Origin of the sequence: Bradyrhizobium commune (assembly GCF_015624505.1) — a bacterium.
Lineage (GTDB): Bacteria > Pseudomonadota > Alphaproteobacteria > Rhizobiales > Xanthobacteraceae > Bradyrhizobium > Bradyrhizobium commune.
This window is the reverse complement of record NZ_CP061379.1, coordinates 557,135-570,192: the sequence shown is the minus strand read 5'-3', so window position 1 is coordinate 570,192 and position 13,058 is coordinate 557,135. Positions and strand designations below refer to the sequence as shown.

General features: G+C 64.6%; 9 protein-coding genes. 4 read left to right on the top strand and 5 right to left on the bottom strand.

Annotation, left to right across the window (positions count from 1 at the left end; translation table 11 throughout):
- Window positions 1–55: 55 nt before the first annotated feature.
- From IC761_RS02640 to IC761_RS02630, 3 genes are all read right to left on the bottom strand, one after another.
- Window positions 56–1,528 (bottom strand): trehalose-6-phosphate synthase, encoded by a 1,473-nt coding sequence (locus IC761_RS02640; RefSeq protein WP_195801761.1) that lies wholly within the window; start codon window positions 1,526–1,528, stop codon window positions 56–58.
- A gap of 239 nt (window positions 1,529–1,767) precedes the next feature.
- Entirely contained in the window at window positions 1,768–2,577 is an 810-nt protein-coding gene (gene otsB, locus IC761_RS02635; RefSeq protein WP_195801760.1) for a trehalose-phosphatase, read from the bottom strand.
- A gap of 3 nt (window positions 2,578–2,580) precedes the next feature.
- Complete coding sequence (locus IC761_RS02630; protein ID WP_195801759.1) at window positions 2,581–4,068, bottom strand: MFS transporter; 1,488 nt, start codon at window positions 4,066–4,068, stop codon at window positions 2,581–2,583.
- Between the two features lie 129 nt (window positions 4,069–4,197).
- Between IC761_RS02630 and IC761_RS02625 the strand changes: the two genes are divergently transcribed.
- Window positions 4,198–4,581 (top strand): DUF3175 domain-containing protein, encoded by a 384-nt coding sequence (locus IC761_RS02625; RefSeq protein WP_195801758.1) that lies wholly within the window; start codon window positions 4,198–4,200, stop codon window positions 4,579–4,581.
- An 87-nt stretch (window positions 4,582–4,668) separates the two neighbouring features.
- Here IC761_RS02625 and IC761_RS02620 read toward each other — a convergent pair whose 3' ends face one another.
- Together IC761_RS02620 and IC761_RS02615 are read right to left on the bottom strand one after the other, a co-directional pair.
- Window positions 4,669–6,717, bottom strand: a complete 2,049-nt coding sequence (locus tag IC761_RS02620; RefSeq protein WP_195801757.1) for a methyl-accepting chemotaxis protein — start codon at window positions 6,715–6,717, stop codon at window positions 4,669–4,671.
- 215 nt (window positions 6,718–6,932) lie between these two features.
- Window positions 6,933–8,972, bottom strand: coding sequence for a methyl-accepting chemotaxis protein (locus IC761_RS02615; protein ID WP_195801756.1), 2,040 nt, complete (start codon window positions 8,970–8,972; stop codon window positions 6,933–6,935).
- Window positions 8,973–9,214: 242 nt separating this feature from the next.
- Between IC761_RS02615 and IC761_RS02610 the strand changes: the two genes are divergently transcribed.
- From IC761_RS02610 to IC761_RS02600, 3 genes are all read left to right on the top strand, one after another.
- The gene (locus tag IC761_RS02610; protein ID WP_195801755.1) at window positions 9,215–9,700 is read left to right on the top strand and encodes a (2Fe-2S)-binding protein; all 486 of its coding nucleotides are present in this window, start codon (window positions 9,215–9,217) and stop codon (window positions 9,698–9,700) included.
- An 83-nt stretch (window positions 9,701–9,783) separates the two neighbouring features.
- Window positions 9,784–12,126: a xanthine dehydrogenase family protein molybdopterin-binding subunit gene (locus IC761_RS02605; RefSeq protein WP_195801754.1), complete on the top strand. Its 2,343-nt coding sequence runs from the start codon at window positions 9,784–9,786 to the stop codon at window positions 12,124–12,126.
- A gap of 15 nt (window positions 12,127–12,141) precedes the next feature.
- Window positions 12,142–12,939, top strand: coding sequence for an FAD binding domain-containing protein (locus IC761_RS02600; protein WP_195801753.1), 798 nt, complete (start codon window positions 12,142–12,144; stop codon window positions 12,937–12,939).
- Window positions 12,940–13,058: the final 119 nt, after the last annotated feature.

The following is a 13,058-nucleotide window of genomic DNA, read 5'->3' as shown; positions in this document are numbered from 1 at the left end:
GGGCAGAAGCGTAAGACGTAGATGGCCGGGACAAGCCCGGCCATGACACCGGATCTCAGATCAGCCGCACGCCTGAGATCGCCGACTTCAGCCAGCGCAAGGCTTGCGGCGGCTGGGCTGCGAGCGGCGCGGCCGCCACCTTCTCGACCCGGCACTTTTCCAGCTCCGCGACGAAATCGGCCGACCATTGCTGGATGGTGTGGCCACGCAGCTTGGTCATCATCGCCTCCCAGCGCATCCTGCGCTCGACAAGCGGCATTGCGGCTGCGATCGCAATCGCGCGCGCCATGCCGTCGATGTCGTGCGGATTGACGAGCAGCGCCGTATCCAGCTCGTTGGCGGCGCCTGCAAATTTCGACAGCACCAGCACGCCGGGATCAGCCGGGTTTTGGGCGGCGACATATTCCTTGGCGACGAGATTCATGCCGTCATGCAGCGGCGTCACCACGCCGACCTGCGCCGTGCGGTAGAGGCCCGCGAGCACCGCCTGGCTAAAGCCCTTGTTGAGATAGCGGATCGGCGTCCAGTCGACCTCGCCATGGCGGCCGTTGACGTCGGTGACGAGGCGCGCGACCTCGTTCTGGAGGTTGCCATAGGCCTCAATGGCGCCGCGCGAGGGGTTGGCGATCTGAAGCAGCGAGATGCTGCGCGAAAACTGCGGCTGCTCGGTCCAGAGCCGGTCGAACGCACTGATGCGATTGACGAGGCCCTTGGAGTAATCGAGCCGGTCGACGCCGATCGCAAGCCGCTCGCCGTTGAGGCTGCGGCGCAGCCGCGACACGTCGGGATGCGAGACCGATTTCGCGGCATATTGCGCGAACCTTTCGGCATCGATGCCAATCGGAAACACCTCACATCGCGTGCGGCCATGCTGCGAGATGACAGTACCGTCCTCGATGGTGAGGCCAAGCTCGCCGCCGGCGTAGCCGAGGAAATTCTGGCGATCCTCCTCGGTCTGGAAACCGAGAAGATCAAAGGCCAGCATCGCCGTGATCAGCTCGCGGTGATTGGGCACGCCCAGCATCACCGAGACCACCGGCCATGGCGTGTGCAGGAAGAAGCCGATCGGGTCGTCGACGCCGAGATCGCGCAACTCCGCGCCGAGGGCGAGGAAGTGATAGTCCTGCACCCAGAACGCGGTCCGATCCTTTCGGAAGCGCAGCAGGGCGCGCGCCATGAAGGCGTTGACCTCGCGATAGCTGACATAGTCGTCGCGCGACACGCGGATCAGATCGCTGCGCGAATGCAATGCCGGCCACAGCGCCGAATTGGCAAAGCCTTCGTAGTAACCGCCATAATGCGCCGCCGGCAGATCCAGCGTCGCAATCGCACCGGCGCCAAGCGCCTCGATTTCGGCAAAAGGCTCTTTCTGATGGTTCTGATGGCCATCGCGCACGCGGCCGGAGGACCCCACCCAGATCGCGCCGGAGTGTTCCACCACGGGAAGCAAGGCCGCCGCGAGGCCACCCGTCATGGGCTCGTTGGGTTTGCCACGCGCAACACGATTTGAAACGACGACTAAATTCACAGGTCGTCCCCTCCTGTTCATTCCACCCTGTTTAACTGATGTTCATCAATATGGTTCCTGATCATCGTTTCAACGAATTGAAACCAAAATCGGGCGCGCGCGTTGGAACAGGTTTCGCTCGCGGAACCGCGAAATTGTGCTGCAAAGACAGTTTTTGCGGGCGTTGTGCGCAGCATGAATTGCAGCGCAATGGAACCGCGGGAGCCACATTGCGTCTGCGATGTGGCGCCGCCTTTGTTTTACCTTGGCTCGACCAGTCGCGCGAGGAACGCACGCACGTCGCTCGGCGCATCGAAATGGCCGTTGACGCCGATGGCGCGGCGGCCAACCGAGAAGGCGAGCCCGTTCATGTCGGGCATGATCGCAAACACGGTTTCATCGGTGACGTCGTCGCCGATGAAGATCGGACGGCGCCCCCTGAAAGGCTCGTGCTGCATCAGCTCGCGCACGCCGCTCGCCTTGGTGAATCCGGAATGCTTGATCTCGCAAACGAACTTGCCCGGCAGCACCTCGATCGGCGCATTGGGAAGGTCGGCGCGGATCAGCGACACCGCCTCGAAGATCGCCTTCTCCGCGTGCGGCGCCAGGCGATAATGCAGCGCCAGTGAATAGCCCTTGTCCTCGAGCAGAATGCCCGGACTGAGCTTTGCGATCGCGGCGAGCCGGCGCTTCAACTCCTTGTCCATCGGCGGCGCGTGCACGTCGTCCGCTTCACTGTCGATGGCCAGGCGCATTTCCGCGCCGTGTCCGCCGACGGCACGAAACACATCGGGCGCGAAGATCAGGTCGATGTCATTGAGCGAACGACCGCTGACCAGCGCCAGCGCGCCGGACGTACGCTCCGCCAGCCGGTTGAGCGTCTCGGACAGGCCCGGCGGCACCCACACCTCGCGTGGCGTCGGCATCAGATCGAGCAGCGTGCCGTCGATGTCGAGCAGGATCGCGGTCTCGTCGAAATGCGGCACCAACTCGTGCGGTGCCGGTGCATCCTTGTTGTCCTGCATGGTTCTTTCGCCGCTCATCGGCATTTCCGCCAGTTCCGGTGTCATAGTCTACTCCATTGAAGCAAGCGGCCGCGCGATTTGTTCGAGCGATTTGCGCTCGGCCGAGACGGCATAGCGCCACGCCACGATCGCGGCCGCGATCATCAGGGCGGCTCCCAGCAGATAACCGGCGAACACGCTGTTGCGTGATCCCGTGTCGATCAGCACGCCGAACAATGCGGGACCCACGACGCCGCCGATGCCGGTGCCGATCGCGTAGAACACGGCGATCGCCAGCGCGCGAACTTCCAGCGGGAAAGTCTCGCTGACGGTGAGATAGGCCGCGCTTGCCGCCGGCGAGGCGAAAAAGAAGATCACCATCCAGGCGATGGTCTGCCCCCGCGCGCTCAGCGCGCCGATCGAGAACAGATAGCCCGACAGCGCCAGCAGCAGGCCCGAGACGCCATAGGTGAACATGATCATGGCGCGGCGGCCGAGCGTGTCGAACAGACGCCCGAGCAGCAGCGGGCCGAGGAAGTTGCCGGCCGCGAACGGCAGCAGATACCAGCCGACATGATCGGCGGCGATGCCATAAAAATCGGTCAGCACCAGCGCGAAGGTGAAGAAGATCGCGTTGTAGAAGAAGGCCTGCGCGACCATCAAGGCGAGCCCGACCAGCGAACGCTGGCGGTAGACCGAGAACAGCGTGTGAAAGACTTCGCTGATCGGGGTGTGATCGCGCATCTTCAGACGCATCTTGGCGAAATGGCCGTCTCGTCCGTCCTGATCATGGCCGATCACCGAGCGCTCGATGTCGTCGACGATGGCATGGGCCTGATCGGGATAGCCATGAATCATCAGCCAGCGCGGACTCTCCGGGATCCACATCCGCATCAGCAGCACAACAAGGCCGATGGTCGCGCCTATCAAATAAGCGAGGCGCCAGCCGAGATCGGGACCGATCGTTGCGGGATCGAGCAGCACGATCGCCGCCACCGCGCCCATCGCAGCGCCGATCCAGAAGCTGCCATTGATGACGAGATCGGTCCAGCCGCGATAGCGCGCCGGCACCAGCTCCTGGATGGTCGAGTTGATCGCGGTGTATTCGCCGCCGATGCCGGCGCCGGTGAGGAAGCGAAACAGCGCGTAGCTCGCAATATCCCATGACAGCGCGGTTGCGGCGGTCGCCGAGAGATAAAGTGCGAGCGTGATGAAGAACAGCTTTTTGCGGCCGATGCGATCGGTGAGCCAGCCGAAACCAAGCGCGCCCAGCACCGCGCCGGCGAGGTAGGCGGAATTGGCGACGCCGAGATCGAGATTGGAGAAGTGCAGCGACGGGCTCTGCTTCAGCGCGCCCGAAAGCGCGCCGGCGAGCGTGACTTCGAGCCCGTCGAGGATCCAGGTGATGCCGAGTGCGGCCACGACGCGGGTGTGAAAGCCGCTCCACGGCAGCGCATCGAGCCGCGCGGGAATGCTGGTCTGGACGATGCGATCGGCCGCGACCGCTGCCGAGACCGCATGTCCGTAGTTCAGCGCTGGGCTCTGCTGCAATTCCATCGCGTTGCTGGGTCGTGGGGGTGCGGCATTCCGCCTGCCATCTGCGACAACGTCTGCGTCAACAGCAGGTTCCCATAGGAACGGCAGCGAACCCCGGCCGTTTCTGCTGGAACCGCAAGGAGTTGGCGCATGGCTCAGGTCAGAAAGACGACACATTCGCGCAAGACCGCAGCACGCAAGGGCGCACGTCGGAAGACCGGCGCGAGAAGCACCACCGCGCGCAAGAGCGCAAAGCGCGCCGCGCCAAAACGCTGGTCGCAGCGTGTGACGAAGGAGAGCGACGCGCTCGATCTGAAGCAGGGCGTCTTCAAGCTGACGAGCGCGAAGAAGATCGCGGCCTCGCTGAAGCGTTCGGCAGAACACAGCGCGCGCCGCAAGTCCGGCGCCTACCGCTCGGCGCTGTCGATGCTGACCTTCTACATCAACCGCGCCGGCAAGACGCTGCCGAAGACGCAACGGACGCGGCTGGAGCGGGCGAAGGTGGAATTGAAACGGGCGTTTGGGAGGGAGTGAGCGGGAGCACCCTCGCTCCATCGGTCGTCCCGGACAAGCGGAGCGCTGATCCGGGACGACAGCGGAGAGTTGGGCGGCAGCGAGGCCCTACGCGGCCCGGATATTGGCCATGAAGCGGTCGAGCTCGGCGCGGAGGCGAGTGCTTTCGGACGACAGCGTCTTGGCCGAGTTCAGCACCTCTTCCGAGGCCGAGCCGGTCTCGGCGGCACCGCGGTTGACCTGGCCGATGTCGGTGGCTGCCGTCTGGGTGCCCTGGGCGACGTTCTGAACGCTGCGGGCGATTTCCTGGGTGGCGGCGCCCTGCTCTTCCACAGCGCTCGCAATCGAGGTCGAGATCGACGAGATCTTGCCGATGGTGGCGCCGATCTCCTTGATCGCGGCAACCGACTCGGCGGTGGCGCCCTGCATGCCGGCGATGTGCGAGGAGATCTCGTCGGTCGCTTTCGCGGTCTGGCTCGCCAGCGACTTCACTTCGCTCGCCACCACCGCAAAGCCGCGGCCGGCTTCACCAGCACGGGCCGCCTCAATGGTGGCGTTGAGCGCGAGCAGATTGGTCTGCTCGGCAATTGCCGTGATCAGCTTGACGACTTCGCCGATCTGCTGGGCGGCATGCGAGAGTTTTCCGATCCGCCCGTCGGTCTCCTTGGCCTGCACCACGGCGGCCTCGGCGATACGGCTGGAATCGCGGACTTGGCGGCCGATCTCCTCGACCGAGGCGGACAGTTCCTCGGTTGCCGTGGCGACCGACTGCATGTTGCTGGAGGCCTGTTCGGAGACGCCGACGACCTGGCTCGACAGGCTCTGCGTGGTCTCGGCGGTGCGCGTCAGCGTGGAAGCCGCCGATTCGAGCTGGACGGCGGAGGCCGAGACGTTCGACACGATGGCGCCGACGGCGGTCTCGAAGTCATCGGCAAAGCGGATCAGCTCACCGCGACGGGCGGTGGCCAGCTCCTTGTTCTGGGCTTCGCTGGCGGCGGCATCGCGCTCGGCCTTCGCCACGGCCTGAACCTTGAACTCCTCGACCGCGCCGGCCATCTCGCCGATCTCGTCCCTGCGACCCAAGCCCGGCAGCACGACGTCGAAATTGCCCGAGGCAAGCTCGCGCATCGCCTTGCACATCGCGATCATCGGCCGCGAGATGCCGTTACCGAGCATCAAAGCCAGCACGGCGCCGACGGCAAGGCCGCCCAGCGCCAGCATCAGGATCAGCCGCTCGGTCTCCCCGATGGTCGCATTGGCGCTTGCCTCGATGCGCTGCTGGTCGGCCGACAGATCCGACCGCAACTCGCCCGAAAGCTTGAGGATCGACGCAGCCGTCTTGGCCATCTCGCCATTCGACTTGACGATGATCTTCACGTTCTCCGACAGCTTTGCAAACGACGCGCGGTACTGCTTCAGCAGATTGCCGATCTCGGTGACACGGTCGGTGATCTTCTGGTCGTTGGCATAGATCGAGACCAGCAGGGTCTCCAGAAACTTGATGCGGGCGATCACGCCGTCGGCGTTCTTCGGCTCCGGCTTGGCGACGAAGGCGCTGACCGAGGTCGAGACTGCCAGATATTGCGAGGTGATGTCCTTGGCCGTGGTCTGGACCGATGCCAGCCCCGCCAGCGCCGCGGTGTCGGCGAGATCATCGAACTTGAAGCGGATCTTGTTGCCGACGCTGTTGAGCTCATCGGTCGCGATCTTGTTGTTCTCGCGCGTCAGCGTGATGATCTCGCTGAAGATTCTCGTGAAGCGCTGGAACTCAGCCTCGACCTTGCCGACCTGCTCGCGGCGCGCCGCACCGGTCGTGGCCGACATCGATTTCGATATCGCCGTCTTCAGATTCTCTTCGGCCGCCTTCGCCGCGGTTTCGTCATCCGCAGCGCCGGTCAGCGTATAGGCCCGGGTCAACCCCTGATAGGCAATCAGCTCGCGATCGACGGTCCGCGCCAGATCCGCTTCCGAGACACTGGCCCGGTAGGAGGCGACGGCGCCTGCGATCCGCTCGAAGCCGAAATAGGCGAACGCCATGGTGACGGCGAGGATCGCCAGCACCGCTACGAAGCCGAGGATGATTTTTGCACGAAAACGCAAGGTGAGCAGCTTCGATGTGTTCGGCTTCGACGTGTTCAGCTTCGACTCGGCGGACATTCCCCCACCCCATTCCATTCGCGGAAAACCAGGCGCAGCCCGGAAGCAGCCCGCTCCCCGACTCATTTGCACGGTAAATGGCAAAGGATAAGCCGCGGTAAATTTACAGCGCCGCAACTTGCGGTTAGGTGAGGCAGGGGATTTACGTCCGCTCTCCCCACTTGTCGTCCCGGCGAAGAGTAACGCAGCAGCGGAACGCCTAGCGCGCAGCGCCCCTACGCGGCCCGGATATTGGCCATAAACCGATCGAGCTCGGCGCGGAGGCGGGTGCTTTCGGACGACAGCGTTTTCGCCGAGTTCAGCACCTCTTCCGAGGCCGAGCCGGTCTCGGCGGCACCGCGGTTGACCTGGCCGATGTCGGTGGCTGCCGTCTGGGTGCCCTGGGCGACGTTCTGAACGCTGCGGGCGATTTCCTGGGTGGCGGCGCCCTGCTCTTCCACAGCGCTCGCAATCGAGGTCGAGATCGACGAGATCTTGCCGATGGTGGCGCCGATCTCCTTGATCGCGGCAACCGACTCGGCGGTGGCGCCCTGCATGCCGGCGATGTGCGAGGAGATCTCGTCGGTCGCTTTCGCGGTCTGGCTCGCCAGCGACTTCACTTCGCTCGCCACCACCGCAAAGCCGCGGCCGGCTTCACCAGCACGGGCCGCCTCAATGGTGGCGTTGAGCGCGAGGAGATTGGTCTGCTCGGCAATTGCCGTGATCAGCTTGACGACTTCGCCGATCTGCTGGGCGGCATGCGAGAGTTTTCCGATCCGCCCGTCGGTCTCCTTGGCCTGCACCACGGCGGCCTCGGCGATACGGCTGGAATCGCGGACTTGGCGGCCGATCTCCTCGACCGAGGCGGACAGTTCCTCGGTTGCCGTGGCGACCGACTGCATGTTGCTGGAGGCCTGTTCGGAGACGCCGACGACCTGGCTCGACAGGCTCTGCGTGGTCTCGGCGGTGCGCGTCAGCGTGGAAGCCGCCGATTCGAGCTGGACGGCGGAGGCCGAGACGTTCGACACGATGGCGCCGACGGCGGTCTCGAAGTCATCGGCAAAGCGGATCAGCTCACCGCGACGGGCGGTGGCCAGCTCCTTGTTCTGGGCTTCGCTGGCGGCAGCATCGCGCTCGGCTTTCGCCACAGCCTGGACCTTGAACTCCTCGACCGCGCCGGCCATCTCGCCGATCTCGTCCCTGCGACCCAAGCCCGGCAGCACGACGTCGAAGTTGCCCGAGGCGAGCTCGCGCATCGCCTTGCACATCGCGATCATCGGCCGCGAGATGCCGGTGCCGAGCAGGAAGGCGAGCACGGCGCCAAGCAGCGTGCCGCCGACCGCCAGCATCAGAATGAGCTGCTCGGTCTGCCCGATGGCTGCTCCCGACTCCGAATCCAGCCGCTGCTGCTCGGCGACGAGATCGGCCTTCATGGCGGTGGCACCGCGGAGGATCGCGCCGGCCGAGCCGCTCATCTCGGTGACGAGATCGTCGACCAGCTTGGCGTTGGCGATCAGCTTCTCCAGCGATTCGCGGTAGGCGGTGAGCAGCGCCTTGGCATCCTTCAGCCCGGCGACGATCTTGTCGTCCATGGAATAGACCGCGCCGAGCGAATTCTCGACGAATTTCAGCCGCGCCAGCGCGCTGGTGGCAATCGCCTGGTCTGACGTCAGCACGAAATTGGTCGCGGCCGCGCTTGCGGTCTGGAACTGGGCATTGACCTGCTTGGTGCCGAACTCGATCGCCTGCGCCTCGGAATCGGAGGCGTTGTTGCCGATGTCGTCGAGCTTGTACTTCAGCAGGTTGGCGTTGCGCGACAGCTGGTTCTGCACCAGCAGCGCGCTGTCGCGCTTGGCCTGGAGCACCTTCGCGAAGGTGGCGGCGAAATTCGAAAACTCCTGGGCGAGCTTGTTGAGGCCCTCCTGCCGCGCCGGATTCTTGGCGCCCTTGACGGCCTGGTCGATGGCGCTCTTCAGGCTGGCTTCGGACTCCAGCGCCGCCTTGGCGTCGTCCTCCTTGCCGGTGACGACGAAATATTTGACGGCCGAACGGTAGGCGAGCAGCTCGCGGTCGATGTTGCGGGCGAGGTCGGCCTCCGAGACGCTGGCGCGGTAGGAGCCGACGCCGGACGAGACCCGCTCGAAGCCAAAATAGGCAAAGGCCATGCTGCCGGCGGAGATCACCAGCACCGCGGCGAAGCCGAGGATGATCTTGGCGCGGAACCGGAGGGTCGGAAATATGGTGCGCTTAGACGGCGACGCGATACGCCCGGACATTCCCAACCCCCATTATTATCGTCAGCCGCGACCCGGAGGCGCCCCGCCCCCAGACCCGGATGCGCAAAACTAGGGCAGAATGGATAAAGGGCGGTAAATTCGGCACGGCGGGGCAATCTCAGGTCGCGGTCGGCCAAAGGCCGACTGGACAGGACCTGGGCGACTAAAATCCCAGTTGCCAAGGCCGGGGGCCGCGGTCTCTAATTAGAAACAATCAAAATCAATCCCGGGAGGTACGTTCCGTGTCTACAGTCAAACTGACGGTGAACGGCAAGGCCGTTGCCGTCGACGTCGAGGACCGCACGCTGCTGGTCCATCTCTTGCGCGACCACCTCAACCTCACCGGAACCCATGTTGGCTGCGACACCAGCCAGTGCGGCGCCTGCGTCGTCCACATGGACGGCAGGGCGGTGAAATCCTGCACCATGCTGGCGGGCCAGGCCGATGGCGCCAACGTCACCACCATCGAAGGCATCGCCAAGGGCGACGAGCTGCACCCGATGCAGGCCGCTTTCCGCGACAATCACGGCCTCCAATGCGGCTATTGCACGCCGGGCATGATCATGTCGGCGATCGACATCGTGCATCGTCACGGCGGCCAGCTCGACGAGACCACCGTGCGCCAGGAGCTCGAAGGCAATATCTGCCGCTGCACCGGTTACCACAACATCGTCAAGGCCGTGCTGGATGCAGCCGGACGCATGAAGGTCTCGCAGGCGGCCGAGTAAGCGGCCCGCCTCGAAAGAACAACCACCACTGCGGCTTTCGATGGAAAGCGCAGGCAAAACAATTCCGGTCGGGAGGACCAGACATGGGTGTTGAAGGCATCGGCGCGCGCGTCGTGCGCAAGGAAGACAAGCGTTTCATTACCGGCAAGGGCCGGTACGTCGACGACATCAAATTGCAGGGCATGACCCATGCCCATTTCATCAGAAGCCCGCACGCGCACGCCAAGGTGAAGGGGATCGACCCCTCCGCCGCGCTGAAGATGCCAGGCGTGGTCGCGGTGCTTACCGGACAACAGATCGTCGACGACAAGGTCGGCAACCTCATCTGCGGCTGGGCCATCACCTCCAAGGACGGCAGCCCGATGAAGATGGGCGCATGGCCGGCGATGGCGCCGGAGACGGTGCGCTTCGTCGGTCAGGCCGTCGCGGTCGTGATCGCCGACAGCAAGAACCTCGCGCGCGACGCGGCGGAAGCCGTGGCCGTGGATTATGAAGAGCTGCCGGCGGTCGCCGACATTCACGCCGCGATCAAATCCGGCGCGCCGCAGCTGCACCCGGAAGCGCCCGGCAACCAGGTCTATGACTGGGTGATCGGCGACGAGGCTGCCACCGATGCCGCCTTCGCCAAGGCCGCCAATGTCGTCAAGCTCGACGTCACCAACAACCGCCTCGCCCCGAACGCGATGGAGCCGCGCGCGGCGATCGCCGATTACGACCAAGCGGAAGAGCACTTCACGCTCTATACGACCTCGCAAAACCCGCACGTCGCCCGCCTGGTGCTGTCGGCGTTCTACAACATCGCCCCCGAGCACAAGCTGCGCGTGATCGCCCCCGACGTCGGCGGCGGTTTCGGCTCGAAGATCTTCATCTATCCGGAAGAGATGGTGGCGCTGTGGGCCTCGAAGAAGGTCGGCCGCCCGGTGAAATGGACCGGCGACCGCACCGAGGCCTTCCTCACCGACGCGCATGGCCGCGACCACGTCACCCATGCCGAGATGGCGTTCGACGCCAACAACAGGATCACCGGGCTGAAGGTCAAAACCTACGCCAATTTCGGCGCCTATATGTCGCTGTTCTCGTCGTCGGTGCCGACCTATCTCTACGCGACGCTGCTGTCGGGTCAGTACAACATCCCGGCGATCCATGCCGAGGTGGTCGGCGTCTACACCAACACCACGCCGGTCGACGCCTATCGCGGCGCGGGCCGGCCTGAGGCCAGCTACCTGATCGAACGTCTGATGGAGACGGCGGCGCGGCAGCTCAAGGTCGATCCGGCCGCGCTGCGCCGGAGCAACTTCATCACAGAGTTCCCGCACCAGACGCCGGTGATCATGGCCTATGACACCGGCGACTTTAATGCCTCGCTCGATGCCGCAATGAAGGCGATCGACTATGCCGGCTTTGCAGCTCGCAAGGCGCAGGCGAAGTCACAGGGCAAGCTGCGCGGCATCGGCGTGTCCTGCTACATCGAGGCCTGCGGCATCGCACCGTCGAAGGCGGTCGGCAGCTTAGGTGCCGGCGTCGGCCTGTGGGAATCGGCCGAGGTGCGCGTCAACCCGGTCGGCACCATCGAGATCCTGACCGGCTCGCACAGCCACGGCCAGGGCCACGAGACCACGTTCTGCCAGCTCGTCGCGGAGCGCCTGGGCGTTCCGATCAGCCAGGTCTCGATCGTCCATGGCGACACCGACAAGGTGCAGTTCGGCATGGGCACCTATGGCTCGCGCTCCGCGGCCGTCGGTCTCACCGCGATCCTGAAGGCGATGGAGAAGATGGAATCCAAGGCCAAGAAGATCGCGGCGCATGCGCTGGAGGCGTCCGAGGGCGACATCGTCATCGAGAATGGCGAGTTCAAGGTCGCTGGCACCGACAAGGCGATCGCCTTCCCGATGGTCGCGCTCGCCGCCTATACCGCGCACAATCTGCCTGACGGGATGGAGCCGGGCCTGAAGGAAAGCGCCTTCTACGACCCCTCCAACTTCACCTTCCCGGCCGGCGCCTATATCTGCGAGCTCGAGGTCGATCCCGGCACCGGCAAAACGAGCTTCGTCAACTTCGTCGCGGCCGACGATTTCGGCCGGCTGATCAACCCGATGATCGTCGAGGGCCAGGTCCATGGCGGCCTCGCCCAAGGGATTGGCCAGGCGCTGCTCGAGCACGCGATCTACGATGCCAACGGCCAGCCGGTCACGGCCTCGTTCATGGATTACTCCATGCCGCGCGCCGACGATTTGCCGTCGTTCAACCTCTCCCACACCACGACGCTGTGCCCGGGCAATCCCTTGGGCATCAAGGGTTGCGGTGAGGCCGGCGCGATCGGGGCGTCGGCGGCCGTGATCAACGCGATCACGGATGCGATCGGCAAGAACAATCTGGAAATGCCCGCGACCCCGGACCGGGTGTGGCGCACGATCCACGCGGCTTGAGAGGGAGCAACGAAGATGTATCAGACCACATATCATCGCGCTTCCTCGGTCGACGAAGCGGCAAGCCTGTTCGCCAAGGGCAGCGAAGCAAAGTTCCTCGCCGGCGGCCAGACGCTGCTTCCGGTGATGAAGCAGCGCCTTGCGAGCCCCTCCGACGTCATCGATCTCGCCAAGATCAAGGACCTGGTTGGCGTCGAGGCCTCCGGTGACACGCTAACTATCAAGGCCGCAACGCCGCATTACGACGTCGCGACCAGCGATGCCGCAAAGAAGGCGATCCCTGCGCTCGCCTATCTGGCGTCGCTGATCGGCGATCCCGCCGTGCGTTATCGCGGCACGATCGGCGGCTCGATCGCCAACAACGATCCCGCCGCGGATTATCCGGCCGCGCTGCTCGCGCTCGGCGCCACCGTGAAGACCAACAAGCGGTCGATCTCGGCGGATGATTTCTTCAAGGGCCTGTTCACCACCGCGCTTGAAGACGGCGAGATCATCACCGCGGTATCGTTCCCGGTTCCGGCAAAAGCTGGCTACGCCAAGATGCGGCACCCGGCCTCACGTTTCGCGCTCACCGCCGTGTTCGTCGCACAGACGAAGTCTGGCGAGATTCGCGTGGCCGCAACCGGCGCGTCGCAGAGCGGCGTGATGCGGGTTGGCGCGATCGAAGCCGCGCTGAAGGCGAATTGGTCGCCGTCGGCGGTCGACAGCGTGAATATTTCGGCGAGCGGGTTACTGGCCGACATCCACGGCTCTGCGGAGTACCGTGCCAATCTCATCAAGGTGATGGCGCAGCGCGCAGTTGCTTCCGCCTGATAGCGCCTGAACACAAATCTTTCGCGGCGCGCAGCAATGCGCGCCGCTTTATTTTTGTCCATGCGGCATGAAAACCGCTTGCCTCGCTGGCGTGAAGGCGGGAGAAGTTAATCAGCCAA

Coding starts and splice junctions, on each gene's coding strand:
- IC761_RS02600 (WP_195801753.1), top strand. CDS start 12,142: ATGTATCAGACCACATATCATCGCGCTTCCTCGGTCGACGAAGCGGCA.
- IC761_RS02620 (WP_195801757.1), bottom strand. CDS start 6,717: ATGTCCGCCGAGTCGAAGCTGAACACGTCGAAGCCGAACACATCGAAG.
- IC761_RS02630 (WP_195801759.1), bottom strand. CDS start 4,068: ATGGAATTGCAGCAGAGCCCAGCGCTGAACTACGGACATGCGGTCTCG.
- IC761_RS02615 (WP_195801756.1), bottom strand. CDS start 8,972: ATGTCCGGGCGTATCGCGTCGCCGTCTAAGCGCACCATATTTCCGACC.
- otsB (WP_195801760.1), bottom strand. CDS start 2,577: ATGACACCGGAACTGGCGGAAATGCCGATGAGCGGCGAAAGAACCATG.
- IC761_RS02605 (WP_195801754.1), top strand. CDS start 9,784: ATGGGTGTTGAAGGCATCGGCGCGCGCGTCGTGCGCAAGGAAGACAAG.
- IC761_RS02625 (WP_195801758.1), top strand. CDS start 4,198: ATGGCTCAGGTCAGAAAGACGACACATTCGCGCAAGACCGCAGCACGC.